Consider the following 13,984-nt stretch of genomic DNA (forward strand, 5'->3'; position numbering starts at 1 on the left):
GCTCAGAACTTGGCCAGCGTGAAGCTGTCCACGTCCAGAAACCCACCCTTCGCTCCCGGATTGTAGCAGGATATGGCGATCTGCTCGCCCTGGAAGGTTCCGGTCCGCCAGTCGAACTTCAGAGGGAAGGTTCCGCCGACATAGGTCCACCTCCGGGCGTCGAGGCTGTACGCGACCCGGCCCAGGTCGGAGGTGAAATCCAGGTCGGTGCGCAGCCAGACATTGCCGCCGCGAATTGCAATTGCGCGCTCGCGGACTTCCGTCTTGGGACCTTCGACTGTCGACTCCGTGACCTGCATGCGCAGGGATCGGCGTCCCCCGGACTCGCCTGAGATCGCAAGCTGGGGGCTGAACTTGCCGAAGGTACCAAGGCCGCAGACATCGCCCTGGCGGATGCCGGCGAGGGACGCCTTGATCGTCGCTCGGGCGCGTGGACCCTGGCCCTTCTGAACCAGCGTGTTGCGGGCGCTCCAAAGATCGGGAGCGCGAGTGGCGTGCAGGCGCAGGAAGCCGGGACGCTGGGTAAGCGACCAGCGGCTATTGTCCGGATTGTGGTTCCACTGCCACTGCAGGCCCAGGGTACGGCCTGCGAAATTGTCGGTAGTCGGCGGTTCGGAAAATGGCTGCCCCTGAATTGGCTTAAGGGCACGATCGGGAACGCGGCCGGGCTGCTCGGGCGTCCCCCAAACCGGCCAGCCGTCCACCCAATGAACGGGGCTGATGTTGGTCATCCGCCCGATGGAGCCAGCGTCAAACATGACGAAGCCGAAGTCGCGTCCGTCCGGAAGGTCGACCAAAGCCCCCTGGTGGCCGCCGGTCTTGCCGCTGGTGCTGATCTGCGGGCGAGTTTCCCATGGGCCGTCGAGGCTCTTCGAGCGGGATACGAGAAGCTCAAGCCGGCGTGGGAGGGCATTGAAGAGGTAGTAAGTGCCCTTGCGCTTGATCAGCTTGGAGCCTTCGATACCCTGCACATAATGAATGACCTTGCTCGAGGTGACGGCGGTCAGATCCTTGTTTAGCGACAGCAGGGTGACGGTCCCGTCGGAGCCGATCGACGTCGCGATATAGGCTTTTCCGTCGTCATCGAAGAAGAGTCCGGGATCGAAGGCTTCACGGTCTATTTCGTTGTAGGTCCAGGGACCCGTGATCGCCTTGCTTCGGTAGATGCGCGTCTTGTGTCCGACGGGCGTGATCGCGATGTAGAATGTGCCCCCGTGGTGACGCAGGCTGGCGGCGAAAAAGCCGGTCCGATAACTGCCGCCGTCCTCCAGGTCGAACTTCGGGCTGCCGTCCAGTCGCGGCACGACATGACCGACGATCTTCCAGTTCACGAGGTCGCGTGAATGGAGGAGGGTGACGCCGGGGGCGTTCGCGAATGTGGTCGAGACGAAGTAGAAGTCCTCGCCGACGCGGATGATGTCCGGATCGGGATAGTCCGCATACAAAATCGGGTTGCGGAACGTGCCGTCACCCTGATCCGATCGCCAGACCTGGGCCTGTGCGGCGCTAAGACCGGCCATCGCAAGGACCGTCGCACTCGCAAGCCAAGCCGCCTTCACCATCATCGGGCAGATCTCCTAGTCGCCCTTGGGCCCAAGGTAAGACGGGCCGTAAACCGCCTCTCGAAAGTCGTGGTGAAGAGTCCCGTCGAACGGTTGCTTCTGAACCAGGAAAACGGCAGCAAGATCGTTGGCGGGATCGATCCAGAACAGGGTGGTCATCGCACCGTCCCAGAAGAATTCGCCGAGCGCACCGCGGTTCTCCGCCGCGGTTTGCGGCTGGGCGGTGCGGACGAAGAAGTCGAAGCCGAAGCCGCCGCTGCCCTTGCTTCCAAGCCATTGCCGTTCGGTGACCCTGGCATCCAGGTGATCGGTCGCCATCAACTTGACGGTGGAAGGCTTGAGCAGGCGCACACCATTGTAGCTGCCTTTGCCGAGCAGCATGCGCGCGAAGCGCATATAATCGTCGATGGAGGAGACGAGGCCGGCACCGCCCATTGTCAGCTTGGCGCCGGAAAAGTTCATCCGCTTGATCGCCGCCTCGGGCTGGCGGACCAACTTGCCGTCCACGACCTCGTACGGTGTCGCAAGTCGGGCATAGCGCTCGGCAGGCTGAGTCCAACCGGTCTCCTTCATCCCGAGCGGGTCGAGGATATGGCTGCGGACGTATTGCTCCAGCGTCGTGCCGGTAAGCTTCTCGATCAACGCTGCCTGAACGTCGACCGCCACACTGTAGCGCCACTGGGTGCCAGGCTCGAACTGTAGAGGGACAGTCGCATTCTTGCGGCTGAAGGCCGAAAGGTCTTCATTGAGATTCAAGGGCTCGACCTGGGCGAATATCTTCTCCGGGTAGGTATCGCCCGGACCGTAGCTGAAGCCCGCGGTGTGACGCAGGATGTCGCGCACCAGGATCGGTCGGTCGGGAGCCTTCAGGATCGGCTTGCCCGATGCATCCATGCCCGCAAACACCTTGGTTTGCGCATATTCCGGCAGATATTTGAAAAGCGGGTCGTCCAGCCCGAAGCGCTTGTCTTCCCAAAGCTGCATCAGCGCGACGCCGGTTACCGGCTTCGTCATCGAAAAGATCTGGAACAACGTGTCGCGGCGGATCAGACGTTTGGCTTCGCGATCCGCAAAGCCTGCACTTCCGAAGTAAACCTCGCGGCCGCCTTTGTAGATCAGGGCTTCCGCGCCGGCGATGCGGCCGCTGCTCACCATCTGCGCAAGCGCTCGGTCGATCCGCGCCTTGTTGATCGAGAAGGTTGCGGCCGACGCGCTTTTCGCCGACTGGGCGGCCGCAGCCGGAACTGCCGTAGTTGCCAACATGGCCGCAACCACGATCGACATCGAAGCTTTCAACACACCCTCCCAAGCTTTTATTTGCTCAAGGCTTAGCGGCGGCAGAGGCACTGGGGAAGCGCTGCTGTGCTTGCGCTTGCCCGCACTCTGCCGCATCACGCGAGGCCATGAACCCAGTCGATCTCGCCAGCCTGTTGTGTTCCCGCTTGTGCCACGATCTGATGTCGCCGGTGGGAGCATTGAATAACGGTCTCGAACTGCTTGCCGACGAGCAGGATCCGGAAATGCGCGACAAGTGCCTGGAACTGCTTGGGGAAAGCGCCCGGGCGTCGGCCAACAAATTGAAATTCTTTCGCTTGGCTTTCGGCGCCGGCGGCGGGTTTGGCGAGGCGATCGACACCCGCGAAGCACACGCCGCTCTGCAAGGCCTGTATGGGGCGGAAAAGCGGATTGAACTCGGCTGGATGGTGAGCGATGCGAAGCTGCCGAAGGGCGCGGTGAAGCTTCTGCTCAATCTGGCAATGATCGCCGGCGACGCGCTCGTGCGTGGCGGGCGCCTCGATATCGGCGCGGAGAGCCGCGACGGAACCATCGAAATGGTGATTCGGGCCGAAGGGCCGCGGCTGCTGCTCGACCCAAGCTTCCGTGAGACGCTTCAGCGCGGCGCAGCAGGGACCGTCGAGCCACGCGCCGCCGGAGCCTGGCTGGCGCACGATCTCGTGCAGGAAGCGGGGGGTACCTTGCAGCTCTCCGATCCCCACGACGAACTTCTGTTGATCGGCGTAACGCTGCCGCCTCAGGCCGCCTCGACAAGCTCGGGACAGGGCTAACTCAGCGTTAACACCTCGCGGCCATAAGGTCATCCGCAGGAGCGGGGACTTGAGGCACGCATGGACGATCTGATTTCCGATTTCGTTGCCGAGTGCAGGGAGATGCTCGAAGCCTTGGGCGGCGAGATCGTCGCCTGGGAAGCAGCGCCCGACGACCGCGCCCGCCTCGACAGCATTTTTCGCTTTGTCCACACGGTGAAGGGTAATTGCGGCTTCTTCGATTTTCCACGGCTCGAGCACCTCAGCCATGCGGCCGAGGATGCGCTGGCAGACGTTCGCGCCAATCGTCGCTCGGCAGACGTTGGACTGGTCAGCGCCGTTTTGGCGGTCATCGACCGCATCGGCGAGATGATCGGCACCATTGAAGCGGGCGAAAAGATCCCCGATGGTGACGATAGCGATTTGATCGATGCCCTGGCGCCTGGAGCCGAGACGTCGGCAACGCCCACGGCTGCGGTCGTTGCTGACGGCACGGTCGGCAAGACGGCAACTCCGCGGACGATCCGCCTTTCGGTTGAACTGCTCGACCGGGTGATGAGCGGCGTGTCGGACATGGTGCTGGCCCGTAACGAGCTTGCCCGCCGGCTTCGCGAAGCGCCGGGCGATGTGGCCGTGGACGGCGCCTTCGAACGCCTTTCCCTGATCATTGCGGAGATGCGCGACTCCATCACCCGCACCCGCATGCAGCGGATCGAGAACCTGTTCGTGGCTTTGCCGCGGATGGTTCGGGACCTCTCGGGTGAGCTGGGTAAGCAGGTGCTGGTCGATATCGACGGCGGCGATGTCGAGCTGGATCGCGAGATGATCGAAATGATCCGCGATCCCTTGACCCATATCATCCGTAACGCGGTCGACCACGGGATCGAAACTCCCGCAGAGCGACTGAAGTCCGGAAAGCGCGAAATCGGCATTCTTTCGGTATCGGCACGCCAGTCGGGCAACCAGATCCTGATCGACATCCAGGATGACGGTCGAGGCATCAACGGCCAGCGGCTGGTCGAGAAGGCCATTGCGTCCGGCAGCATCGAGAAGAAGGATGCAGGACACCTCAGCCCACGCGAACAGCTGGCGCTGATCTTCGAACCCGGTCTGTCGACCGCCAAGGAAGTGACCGCCATTTCCGGGCGCGGCGTCGGCATGGACGTTGTGCGATCGAACGTCGAGCGAATTGGCGGCATCGTCGAAGTAGACAGCCGCCTGGGCGAAGGAACGCGCATGACGTTGCGCGTCCCGCTGACGCTGACCATCATCCCCGCGCTCACCCTGACCATCGGCGGGCAACATTTCGCCATTCCGAGGTCGGCGATCGAAGAAATCGTGCGCACCAATGGCGACAGCGTGACCCGGGAGCAGGTCGGCGGCGCCGGAATTGCAACGATTCGCGGCCGCCGCGTTCCCGAAGTGGCGTTAGCCGATGTGCTGGGCCTGGAGAGCAACCTGCCTTCCGACGCCCGCACCCTGATCGTGCTCCGCCCGGCGGGCGGCGACCTTTATGCGCTCGCCGTCGACCGGATCGACGATCACGAGGAGCTCGTCGTGAAACCGGCCGCGCCAGCGGTAATGGCGACCGGGCTCTACGCCGGCACGACCCTCGCAGACGATGGCAGCCCAATCCTTCTGTTCGACCCTGCCGGACTTGCAACAGTTGCCGGTGTGAAGCTGGAGATGCATGAGCGCGGCGCCCGGGTTGCCGAGGGCCAGGCCGCCCAGAACGACAATGAAGTGCCGGTGTTGCTGTTCCGCGGCCTCGACGGAAGCCGCCGCGCGATGCGTCTGGCAATCGTCGACCGGATCGAGGAAGTCCCGATCGCATCCATCAAGAAAAGCGCGGGACGGCTTCGCGCACAGCTCGGCGAATCCATCCTGCCGCTCGTTGGAGCCGACGGGGTCGATCTGCCTGCGGACAAGATCCGCCTGTTCCGCCTCAACGATGGCGAAAGCGAGATCGGCTACGCGTTCCATGAAGTGATCGACATGGCGAGCATCGATGGCGACGTGATCGGCGCCGAGAAGCCGGGTGAAGTTGCGGGCGTCACGCTGATCGGCGGTGAGCCGGCCGAACTGGTCGATGCCCACTGGCTGTTCGCAACCCATCGCGCTGGCGGTCGCCGGGGCAAGAAGATGCCGGTCTGCAAATTGCCGAGCGACGATCCCTGGATGCAGAACATGCTCCGCCCGATCGTCGAGGCTGCCGGCTATCGGGTCATCGGCGACGGGGTAGAGGAAAAGGCCGATCTGGTCATTGCATCGGAGGGCAGCGACCTTCCGGCCGAGGAGGGAGGCCGCTTGATCCGGCTGCGCTCGACGCCGGAAACCGGCAGCGCCGACGATGCGAGCATCTACCGCTATGACCGCGCCGGGCTGCTGATGGCGCTCAAGACCGCAAGCGCGGGAGGCAAGTGATGAAGGAATTGCTGCTCGTTGCGAAGATCGGGGGCGAACGCGTCGCACTACCTGCGTCGGCAGTGGAATCGGTTGTCGAACTCGACACATTGATCCCGGTCCCGCGCGCCGCACCGCACGTCGCCGGCCTGTCGGCCCTGCGCAGCCGTGTCCTGACGGTAATCGATTGCCGCCGCTCTCTGGAATTGGGCAAGAGCGAGCAGACCGAACGTGTCCGCGAGGCGGTTGTGATCGAACTGGACGGCCATCACTATGCCCTGACGGTCGACACGGTCGAGGACGTGCTTGCCGCAACGTCGGATCCGCAGCCGGTTCGCGCCGGGATGGGTTCAGGCTGGGAGCGGGTCTCTACCGGAATGGTCGAAACGGAGCAGGGACCGATGCTGCTGCTCGATGTGATGGCGCTGATCGCCGGACCGGAAGCCAAGGCGGCTTAAGGTCTTCGTTACCCTTGTTGTTTAAACAGCCAATATGGCGAATGCGGGAATCCAAGGCATGAAAAGCTGTTTGATCGTCGATGACTCCAAGGTGATCCGCAAGGTCGCCCGGCACATCCTCGAAACCCTTGAATTTGAAGTCGAGGAAGCGGGAGACGGACAGGAAGCGCTCACGCGCTGCGAGTCCAAGATGCCGGACGTGGTCCTGCTCGACTGGAACATGCCGGTGATGAGCGGAATGGAGTTTCTCCGTCTGCTTCGCCAGCGCGGTCATGAGGATCAGCCCAAGGTCGTTTTCTGCACCACCGAAAACGACATGGCGCACATCCGCGCGGCGCTCGAAGCGGGCGCAGACGAATATGTGATGAAGCCGTTCGACCGCGAAACGCTGCACATCAAGCTTCAGCTCGTCGGCGTCGCGTAAGGCCTCCGGCGTGGAACGGGCGCTCGCTAGAACGCCGGACCGCCGGACCGACGCACGCGGAGGCCGGCGCATCCGGCTGATGATTGTCGACGATTCGATGGTCGCCCGCGCCGTTCTGACGCGGATGATCGAGGCGGACCCGGCGTTCGAGATCGTCGCCGTCGCCGGGACCGCGGAGGATGCTCTGGAGGCGCTCGCCGCGGTCCGCGTCGACATTGTCCTGCTTGACCTCGACATGCCGGGTGAGGGCGGGCTCAAGTCCATTCCGCGGATCCTTGATGCCGCCGCCGGCGCGAAGGTGATCATCGTTTCGTCCACGGCTGAAGAGGGGGCGGAGGAGACTGTCGCTGCGTTGGCGCTCGGTGCTACCGACACGATGCCAAAGCCGGGCACGAGCCGTTTCGCCGGCCGCTTTTCGGAAGTTCTCGTCAGCAAGCTGAAGGCGATCGGCTTCGCCAATCACCAGCAGGCCGCATCGTTCCAGCCGGTGATCGCGGGCGCTCAGCCCCCGCTGCGGGCAATGACGGCCGGTGCCATCGACCTTGTCGCGATCGGTGCCTCCACTGGCGGAATCCACGCGCTCGACACTCTGTTTCAGCACCTGCCGCGTCAGATCGGCATCCCCATCTTGGTCACGCAGCATCTGCCCGGGCCTTTCATGCCCATCTTCGCGCGGCAACTCGGAGCGACCGCCCGGCGCGAGGCCCTGGTTGCCGAAGAAGGGATGCAGCTGCTTCCCGACCGGATCATCATCGCGCCCGGCGATTCCCATCTGACCGTCGCCCGTTCAGGCGGCGTTCCCGTCGTGCACCTTGTTCAAGGCCCGGTGAAGAGCGGCTGCTTGCCATCGGTCGACCCGATGCTTGCGTCCGTGGGCCAGATCTTCCGCGAGCGCGCGCTTGGCATCATCCTCACGGGCATGGGCCGCGACGGGGTCGAGGGGTCGAGCAGCCTTGTCGCTGCCGGCGGCTCCGTGCTCGCCCAGGACGAGGCAACGTCCGCGGTCTGGGGGATGCCGCGCGCGGTCCTCGAGGCAGGTTTTGCAAGTGCGGTCCTGCCGCCGGAGAAGATTGCTCGACGAGTGGCGTCCCGTGTCGAGACCGATCCATGCAGGTAAGCGATAGCTCCAGCCGCATTCTTGCCGGCCTTTTGGAGGCGCGCACCGGCCAGCAGCTGACCATGAGCCGGCGCTGGCGGATCGAGACCGCTCTGTCGAGCCTGCTCAAGGAGCGTGGCATCGGGACACTCGATGAACTGATCACCATCCTTGTGATGGGACGAGAACCGGCCCTGTCGAACATGGTCGTGGAGGCTCTGTTGAACAACGAAACCTATTTCTTCCGTGACCGCGGACCTTTCGACCTGCTGGCCAAGCATGCGCTGCCCCAGCTTCGTCAGTCGCGTGAACGGACCAAGCGGATCAGCATCTGGTCGGCCGGCTGCTCCACCGGCCAGGAGGCCTATTCGCTCGCGATGCTGTTCGCGTCCAAGCCCGATCTCTGGACGGGCTGGACGGTGGACATCCTGGGCACGGACGTCTCTACCGACGTGATCGACCGGGCACGTGGTGGAACCTATACCCAGTTCGAAGTTCAGCGGGGCTTGGGCATCAATGAGATGGTGCGCTGGTTCGAGGAGTCGGGCGAGGGTTGGCGGGCCAACGAGCAATTGCGACGCATGGTCCGCTTTCAGGTTCACAACATCCTTGAAGCTTCTCCGCATCCTGGACAGTTCGACATCATCCTGTGCCGTAATGTGCTCCTCTACTTCAGCGCCGAAAAGCGGCTCGCCGCCTTTGATCGGTTGACCAGGTCTCTGGCCGAGGACGGCCGACTGATGCTGGGCGCGGGCGAAACGGTAATCGGCTCGACGAGCCTGCTCGAAGCCGACCAGGAGGCGCGCGGACTCTACAAGTTCGTTGAAGGCGGCAAGCCGGCAACCAACCCGGTGAGGACCGCCCTAGGGGCTTGACCCTTCCCCAAGCTCATGCGCCTGTTGTGCGCATGATCGAGACGGTTTCGCGACCATCGCCCAATTTCAACGAGCGTTCGCTGCCGGTCTCGATGATCGTGCTTCACTATACCGGCATGCCAGACTGCGAAGGCGCGCTCGACCGGCTGACCTCGCCCGATGCGCAGGTTTCCTGCCATTACCTCGTCGATGAGAAAGGGACGATCTACAGCCTTGTCGACGAGGACAAGCGAGCCTGGCACGCGGGCAAGTCGCGGTGGCGCGGGATTACCGACGTAAATTCAGCCAGCATTGGGATCGAGATCGTGAACCCGGGCCACGAGTTCGGCTACCGCCCCTTTCCGGATGAGCAGATTGCCTCGGTCATCCCGCTGGTTGCCGAGATCAAGGAGCGACACCGTATCGGCCGCGGCAATGTCGTCGGCCATTCGGATGTTGCTCCCGCGCGTAAGGAAGATCCGGGCGAGCTGTTCCCTTGGGATGCGCTGGCAAAGCGGCGGCTGGCGATGCCCAGTCCGACACGCGACCTACTGGACCCTTGCTGGAGCGATGCCGGGTTTCTCCTCGCGCTCGAGCGGTTCGGCTACGACGTGACCGATGAAACGAAAGCGGTGATAGCCTTCCAGCGGCGATTCCGGCCCAACATCATCGATGGTATCATCGACGGGGAATGCCGGGCTAAGCTCCTCTCACTGCTGCTGCCGAGGCCCGAATAGAGCATTTTCGGTCAGGCAGGGTCCTCTCCGCCGCCGCAGAGCATTCCCACCAGGAGGGCTCATGAGGAGCGACACAGGACGTCACCCGTCATGGAAGTCACCAGGCTATTCCTGCCACTCGCCTGAGGTCCGGGGTGGGCGGCTGGTCGCCGCCCGCCTCACTCTCCTTAGCTTTTTGGTGCGGTGAGGTGCTTGGAGAGATGCTTGTTCATCTCGAACATGCTGACGGATTTCTTGCCGAAGATTTTGGACAGTTTGTCGTCGCCGTTGATCTGCCGGCGGTCCTTGGCGTCCTGAAGGTCGTTCTTCTTGATGTAAGCCCACACCTTGCTGACCACCTCGCTGCGGGGCAGGTCCTTCGCGCCGACGATCTCGGCCAGTTCGGGGGAGGGGGTTACTGGGGCGGTGATTCCGCCGCGAGCACCGCCGGCCTTCTTGCCGGTTGCCTTGACCTTCTTCTCCGCCGCCGCGGTTTCCTGCTTGCCGCGTGTTTCAGCCGAACGTGCCATTGATCTCTCCCGTTGCGCCTTTCTGGCGTGTGAGCGTCAATACGAAGGAGGCGGCCATTCGTTGCGAGACAATACCGCTTGGCCTATAGCCGTCGGGCCAGAGGGCCGGGCGGCCGCGACTCCTGCTTGCAGGGGGCGAGGAAAGTCCGGGCTCCACGGAACAACGGTGCCGGGTAACGCCCGGCGGGCGGCGCAAGCGGCTCAGGGAAAGTGCCACAGAAAGCATACCGCCCGTCCTTGGACGGGTAAGGTCGAAAGGGTGCGGCAAGAGCGCACCGCGCGGCTGGCAACAGGCGCGGCACGGTAAACCCCACTGGGTGCAAAACCGAATAGGGGCGGCAGATGGGCCTGTTCCGGCTCGCCGCCCGGGTTGGTTGCTTGAGGCGTGGGGCGACCCACGCCCTAGAGGAATGGTCGCACAGGCATCGCAAGATGCTGGACAGAACCCGGCTTATAGGCCCTCTGGCATTCTCCCCTCGCAACCGGCGGGGGTCACGACTAGTTAGGCGAACATGGCTCGGCGGCAGACGCGATCGAACGACTGGGGATTTCCCCGTTGGCGGCCCTACGGCAGCGGCTCAACGGAGGCTGCGAAGGTGCGGCTGTGCGACCGTGAAGGCTGCGTGGAGGTCGGTGACCGGCCCGCCCCAAGGCGCCCAATAGCCCGGAACGCTGGTATTTCTGCGAGGCGCATGCCGCCGAGTATAACAAGGGCTGGGACTATTTCGCAGGGCTCGACGCCGAGGAAGCGGCGCGGCGCGAGGCGGATGAACAGCGGGGTAACAACGGTTACCGGCAGTCGGCGCAATGGCAGTGGGGCGGCCCGGGCGACGGTACACGAAGCCGCGACGAGATGCGGGCGCTTGATGCGCTCGGGCTGGACAGCGATGCCGACATGGCAGCGGTGAAGGCTGCGCACCGCAAGCTCGCCAAGGAAAACCACCCCGACCTGAAGCCCGGCGATGCGGATGCGGCCAAGCGCTTCCAGCAGGTGCAGGCTGCTTATGACGTGCTGCGCAAGGCGGACGAGCGCCGCCAGGAGACGAAGGCCTAGGCCGCCAGCCGCTCGGCGGTATCCTTCACCAGCGCGATCATGTTTGGAACGCCCTGCGTCCGGTTGGCGCTGAGCTGCCGCGATAGGTCGAATGGGGCGAGCGCGGCGGCGATGTCCATCGCAGCGACCTCGGATGCCGGCCTGTCCTGCACGGCGGCGAGCACCAGCGCGACGATGCCCTTGGTAATTGCGGCGTTGCTGTCGGCCAGGAAGTGGAGCCGACCGTCTGGCTGCGGCGTCGGATAGACCCAGACCGAAGCGGAACAGCCGCGCACCTTCGTGGCGTCCGTCTTGATCGCGTCGGGCATAGGCTCCAGCTTTCGGCCCAAGTCGATCAGCAACCGGTAACGATCCTCGCCGTCGAGAAACTCATATTCGTCGAGGAGGTCTTGAAGTGGCGGCAGTGTCATTGCAGGCGCCTAGCACCCGTGACTGGCCGCTTCTAGCGGTCGCGCAGTTCGTCGATCTGGCGGGACAGGCTGTTTTCCTTGTCGACCGTGATCCGCTCCAGCACCTTCAGCCGCTCCTTGAGTTCCGCGACCTCCTGCCGGAGGCGAAGCGTTTCCGCACTCTCCTTCCCGGTGGGTTGCTCAAAAGGGTGGTTGAGGCCGCGCTGGCGCCGTCCACGGCCATGACCGAGTTCCATTTTCTTGATGATGATGGCGGCAAGAAATGACATGCCGATGATGATGAGGACGAACTCAAAGGGGTTCATTGCAATTCATCCTTCGCCTGAAGCCTGGGGCGGTCACGCAAAGCTTCGATCTGGGCGGCGGTCTGTACGCCGCTATCCGTGGCGATTTGTTCGAGGACTCTGACGCGACTCTCAAGTCGCTCCACTTGCGCGGCATATTGCGCGGCTTTCTCCGCGACCAGCTTGGCTTCCATCTCCAGCTGCCGTTCCTTCAGCCGGAACCAGGGCTTGATGAACACACCACCGATGATAGCAAGGAGACCGCAGCTGATGCCGAGGATCGGGATAAGAAGGGGACTGATCACGCATTCCCTCCTTTCCCGAGCGCGAGTGCGTCGATCTCCCGGGCCAGCTTCGACGGTTGATCGGTGATGATCCGCTCCACCGTTTCTAGCCGATCCTTGATGGACCCGAGTTCGGCGCGCAGCTGCGCATTCTCGTTCGTCAGCAGCTTGATCCGCTCGATCGACTCCTGATCCGACTTGGGATGGATCGGAAGGCCCCAGCTATTCTGCAGCGGATAGCCGTTCTTGATCTTGAGCCAGGTGGACAGCAGCGAGCCGCCGACGCTGACCGCCACGATCACGACAATGAAGGGAAGCAGTCCCATCAGCAATTGGACAAGCTTCATGACATCCGGGTTCATGCCTTGAGTCCCCTTGTTTTTAGCGGAGCTGCTCGATTTCGCGGGCGAGCGACCGGTTCTCGGTGGTTACATAGCTTTCGACGTCGGCGAGCCGCCGGTCGATTTCGCGCAAACGCGAGCGAATGTCGCGAGCCGTGCGGGACGGGGATTGGCGAACGCTTTGCCAGAATTGGCGTTCCTCGGGCGCTGCATAGTCGAACTCCGCCGGCTTACGCGGCATGATCAGACCCGCGACGAAGTAGAAGGGGATGGTGCCGCCGCCAGTGAGGAAGTGCGCGGCAACCATGCAGACCCGGACCAAGGTCACGTCGAACCCTGCGTAGTCGGCAATCCCTGCGCAAACGCCCATCACCTTGCCGTTGGCTTTGTCACGGTAAAGTCGGGTGCGGCTCGGCGGTTGAAGGTCGGGCCGTTCGAAAATGTCGTTGGCCATTACTCAACGTCCTTCAGCAGGCGGGTGCTTTCACGACCGGGCAGGCACTGCTGCTTCCAGTCGGGATTTTCGAGCGTCATGATGCGCTCGATGGTGCAGAGGCGATCGTCAAGCCGGCGTGCCGCTTCGTACAGGTCGTCGAGCAGTTTCTCGTCACCCTGGGTTAGGGTGGCCGCCTGCTTCCACTTGGTAACGTAATGGAAGATTAGCCACGGCAACCCCAGAAACAGGATTCCGATCGCCATGATCGGGATGATGAATTCGCCTTCCATGTGATTACTTCCCCTTCGCGGCCAGTGCCGCCTTCAAAGCTTCGAGTTCAGCGTCGACCTTGTCGGACGCTTTCAGCTCCGCGATTTCTTCTTCAAGGCTCTTTGGCCCCGTCATTCCCAGCGCGTCGGCGCGGCCCTCGGCGAAGTCCGCCCGCCGTTCGAGCAGGTCGAAGCGGCTGAAGGCGTCTTCCGCCCGATTGCCGTTCATCAGCTCGCGCGCCTTGGCGCGAGTGACCGCGCTCTCGTAGCGGTTGGCGATGCTGTTCTGCCGCGCGCGCGCTTCACGCAGCTTGCCCTGCAGCTTGGCGATATCGGCTTCATAGCCTTTGAGCGTCTCGTTGAGGCCGCCCATCTCAGCCTTGAGCGCGTCCGCCATGTCAGCGGCCTTCTGGCGCTCGATCAGCGCAGCCTTGGCAAGATCCTCACGGTTCTTCGATAATGCGAGCTCGGCCTTTTCGGTCCAGCTTTCCTGCAATTCGTCGAGGCGGCGCTGCTGGCGCTGCATGTCTTTATGATCGGCGATCAACCGAGCGGCGGAGGCGCGGACCTCAACCAACGTCTCTTCCATCTCCAGGATGATCATGCGGATCATCCGCGACGGATCCTCGGCGCGGTCGAGCATCTCCGTCATGTTCGCCGCGAAAATGTCCCGTGCTCGGGAAAATACACTCATTCTCGGCACTCCAAAAACTTCATCAGGCCTGTGCCTAACCTTAAGCACGGACCGTGCCAGTCTCATGAGAGTGGCGGAAATATGAGAAAATGGCTGTTTTCTGCTGTGAAATATCTTGCCAAGT

General features: G+C 63.1%; 17 protein-coding genes, 1 other RNA gene and 1 pseudogene. 9 read left to right on the plus strand and 10 right to left on the minus strand.

The genetic code is table 11. The features are described 5' to 3' along the window. Positions 1–2: 2 nt before the first annotated feature. Entirely contained in the window at positions 3–1,565 is a 1,563-nt protein-coding gene (locus G7077_RS12875; protein ID WP_246167213.1) for a glycoside hydrolase family 43 protein, read from the minus strand. Between the two features lie 12 nt (positions 1,566–1,577). Further along, entirely contained in the window at positions 1,578–2,858 is a 1,281-nt protein-coding gene (locus G7077_RS12880) for a serine hydrolase domain-containing protein (RefSeq protein WP_246167215.1), read from the minus strand. A gap of 107 nt (positions 2,859–2,965) precedes the next feature. On the opposite strand from G7077_RS12880, the gene G7077_RS12885 reads away from it, so the two are divergent. The 7 genes from G7077_RS12885 to G7077_RS12915 are packed head-to-tail and all read left to right on the plus strand — an operon-like array spanning position 2,966 to position 9,579. Further along, positions 2,966–3,628, plus strand: a complete 663-nt coding sequence (locus G7077_RS12885; RefSeq protein ID WP_166412058.1) for a histidine phosphotransferase family protein — start codon at positions 2,966–2,968, stop codon at positions 3,626–3,628. A 60-nt stretch (positions 3,629–3,688) separates the two neighbouring features. After that, positions 3,689–6,031, plus strand: a complete 2,343-nt coding sequence (locus G7077_RS12890) for a chemotaxis protein CheA (RefSeq protein ID WP_166412059.1) — start codon at positions 3,689–3,691, stop codon at positions 6,029–6,031. Continuing rightward, positions 6,031–6,468, plus strand: coding sequence for a chemotaxis protein CheW (locus G7077_RS12895; RefSeq protein WP_166412060.1), 438 nt, complete (start codon positions 6,031–6,033; stop codon positions 6,466–6,468). Before G7077_RS12890 ends, G7077_RS12895 begins: the two co-directional genes overlap by 1 nt. A 58-nt stretch (positions 6,469–6,526) precedes the next feature. Continuing rightward, on the plus strand, positions 6,527–6,892 hold the full coding sequence (locus tag G7077_RS12900) for a response regulator (RefSeq protein ID WP_166412061.1): 366 nt from the start codon (positions 6,527–6,529) through the stop codon (positions 6,890–6,892). A gap of 10 nt (positions 6,893–6,902) precedes the next feature. After that, complete coding sequence (gene cheB, locus G7077_RS12905) at positions 6,903–8,009, plus strand: chemotaxis-specific protein-glutamate methyltransferase CheB (RefSeq protein ID WP_246167217.1); 1,107 nt, start codon at positions 6,903–6,905, stop codon at positions 8,007–8,009. Next, a complete protein-coding gene (locus G7077_RS12910; protein WP_166412062.1) occupies positions 8,000–8,863 on the plus strand; it encodes a CheR family methyltransferase in 864 nt (287 codons plus the stop codon). Before cheB ends, G7077_RS12910 begins: the two co-directional genes overlap by 10 nt. A 32-nt stretch (positions 8,864–8,895) precedes the next feature. Then, positions 8,896–9,579 (plus strand): N-acetylmuramoyl-L-alanine amidase, encoded by a 684-nt coding sequence (locus tag G7077_RS12915; protein WP_166412063.1) that lies wholly within the window; start codon positions 8,896–8,898, stop codon positions 9,577–9,579. Positions 9,580–9,746: 167 nt separating this feature from the next. Here G7077_RS12915 and G7077_RS12920 read toward each other — a convergent pair whose 3' ends face one another. After that, positions 9,747–10,088 carry an SWIB/MDM2 domain-containing protein gene (locus tag G7077_RS12920; protein ID WP_166412064.1) on the minus strand — a complete coding sequence of 114 codons (342 nt, stop codon included), beginning with the start codon at positions 10,086–10,088 and terminating at the stop codon, positions 9,747–9,749. Between the two features lie 97 nt (positions 10,089–10,185). Between G7077_RS12920 and rnpB the strand changes: the two genes are divergently transcribed. Continuing rightward, positions 10,186–10,558: RNase P RNA component class A (rnpB, locus tag G7077_RS12925), an RNA gene on the plus strand. A gap of 42 nt (positions 10,559–10,600) precedes the next feature. After that, positions 10,601–11,142: pseudogene (locus G7077_RS12930) on the plus strand (J domain-containing protein). Here G7077_RS12930 and G7077_RS12935 read toward each other — a convergent pair. Genes G7077_RS12935 through pspA form a run of 7 tightly spaced genes read right to left on the minus strand, consistent with a single transcriptional unit; the run spans position 11,139 to position 13,860 of the window. Continuing rightward, complete coding sequence (locus G7077_RS12935; protein WP_425505284.1) at positions 11,139–11,552, minus strand: SufE family protein; 414 nt, start codon at positions 11,550–11,552, stop codon at positions 11,139–11,141. The pseudogene G7077_RS12930 and the gene G7077_RS12935 sit on opposite strands and share 4 nt — an antisense overlap. Positions 11,553–11,584: 32 nt before the next feature. Then, positions 11,585–11,857, minus strand: coding sequence for a hypothetical protein (locus G7077_RS12940; protein ID WP_166412065.1), 273 nt, complete (start codon positions 11,855–11,857; stop codon positions 11,585–11,587). Continuing rightward, the gene (locus G7077_RS12945) at positions 11,854–12,141 is read right to left on the minus strand and encodes a hypothetical protein (RefSeq protein WP_425505285.1); all 288 of its coding nucleotides are present in this window, start codon (positions 12,139–12,141) and stop codon (positions 11,854–11,856) included. Before G7077_RS12945 ends, G7077_RS12940 begins: the two co-directional genes overlap by 4 nt. Further along, positions 12,138–12,482 carry a hypothetical protein gene (locus G7077_RS12950; protein WP_166412066.1) on the minus strand — a complete coding sequence of 115 codons (345 nt, stop codon included), beginning with the start codon at positions 12,480–12,482 and terminating at the stop codon, positions 12,138–12,140. The genes G7077_RS12945 and G7077_RS12950 overlap by 4 nt, the downstream gene beginning before the upstream one ends. A 19-nt stretch (positions 12,483–12,501) precedes the next feature. Next, the gene (gene pspC / locus G7077_RS12955) at positions 12,502–12,915 is read right to left on the minus strand and encodes an envelope stress response membrane protein PspC (RefSeq protein ID WP_166412067.1); all 414 of its coding nucleotides are present in this window, start codon (positions 12,913–12,915) and stop codon (positions 12,502–12,504) included. Next, positions 12,915–13,187: an envelope stress response membrane protein PspB gene (gene pspB / locus G7077_RS12960; protein WP_166412068.1), complete on the minus strand. Its 273-nt coding sequence runs from the start codon at positions 13,185–13,187 to the stop codon at positions 12,915–12,917. The genes pspC and pspB overlap by 1 nt, the downstream gene beginning before the upstream one ends. Positions 13,188–13,191: 4 nt before the next feature. Continuing rightward, a complete protein-coding gene (pspA, locus tag G7077_RS12965) occupies positions 13,192–13,860 on the minus strand; it encodes a phage shock protein PspA (protein ID WP_166412069.1) in 669 nt (222 codons plus the stop codon). Positions 13,861–13,984: the final 124 nt, after the last annotated feature.

The organism is Sphingomonas piscis (assembly GCF_011300455.1).
GTDB classification, from domain to species: Bacteria; Pseudomonadota; Alphaproteobacteria; order Sphingomonadales; family Sphingomonadaceae; genus Sphingomicrobium; species Sphingomicrobium piscis.

Excerpts from the sequence above, each read along its gene's own strand:
- G7077_RS12890 (WP_166412059.1), top strand. The coding sequence starts at position 3,689 with ATGGACGATCTGATTTCCGATTTCGTTGCCGAGTGCAGGGAGATGCTC.
- G7077_RS12920 (WP_166412064.1), bottom strand. The coding sequence starts at position 10,088 with ATGGCACGTTCGGCTGAAACACGCGGCAAGCAGGAAACCGCGGCGGCG.
- G7077_RS12950 (WP_166412066.1), bottom strand. The coding sequence starts at position 12,482 with ATGAACCCGGATGTCATGAAGCTTGTCCAATTGCTGATGGGACTGCTT.
- pspA (WP_166412069.1), bottom strand. The coding sequence starts at position 13,860 with ATGAGTGTATTTTCCCGAGCACGGGACATTTTCGCGGCGAACATGACG.
- G7077_RS12900 (WP_166412061.1), top strand. The coding sequence starts at position 6,527 with ATGAAAAGCTGTTTGATCGTCGATGACTCCAAGGTGATCCGCAAGGTC.
- pspB (WP_166412068.1), bottom strand. The coding sequence starts at position 13,187 with ATGGAAGGCGAATTCATCATCCCGATCATGGCGATCGGAATCCTGTTT.
- G7077_RS12885 (WP_166412058.1), top strand. The coding sequence starts at position 2,966 with ATGAACCCAGTCGATCTCGCCAGCCTGTTGTGTTCCCGCTTGTGCCAC.
- G7077_RS12915 (WP_166412063.1), top strand. The coding sequence starts at position 8,896 with ATGATCGAGACGGTTTCGCGACCATCGCCCAATTTCAACGAGCGTTCG.
- pspC (WP_166412067.1), bottom strand. The coding sequence starts at position 12,915 with ATGGCCAACGACATTTTCGAACGGCCCGACCTTCAACCGCCGAGCCGC.
- G7077_RS12940 (WP_166412065.1), bottom strand. The coding sequence starts at position 11,857 with ATGAACCCCTTTGAGTTCGTCCTCATCATCATCGGCATGTCATTTCTT.
- G7077_RS12935 (WP_425505284.1), bottom strand. The coding sequence starts at position 11,552 with ATGACACTGCCGCCACTTCAAGACCTCCTCGACGAATATGAGTTTCTC.
- G7077_RS12910 (WP_166412062.1), top strand. The coding sequence starts at position 8,000 with ATGCAGGTAAGCGATAGCTCCAGCCGCATTCTTGCCGGCCTTTTGGAG.
- G7077_RS12875 (WP_246167213.1), bottom strand. The coding sequence starts at position 1,565 with ATGATGGTGAAGGCGGCTTGGCTTGCGAGTGCGACGGTCCTTGCGATG.
- G7077_RS12895 (WP_166412060.1), top strand. The coding sequence starts at position 6,031 with ATGAAGGAATTGCTGCTCGTTGCGAAGATCGGGGGCGAACGCGTCGCA.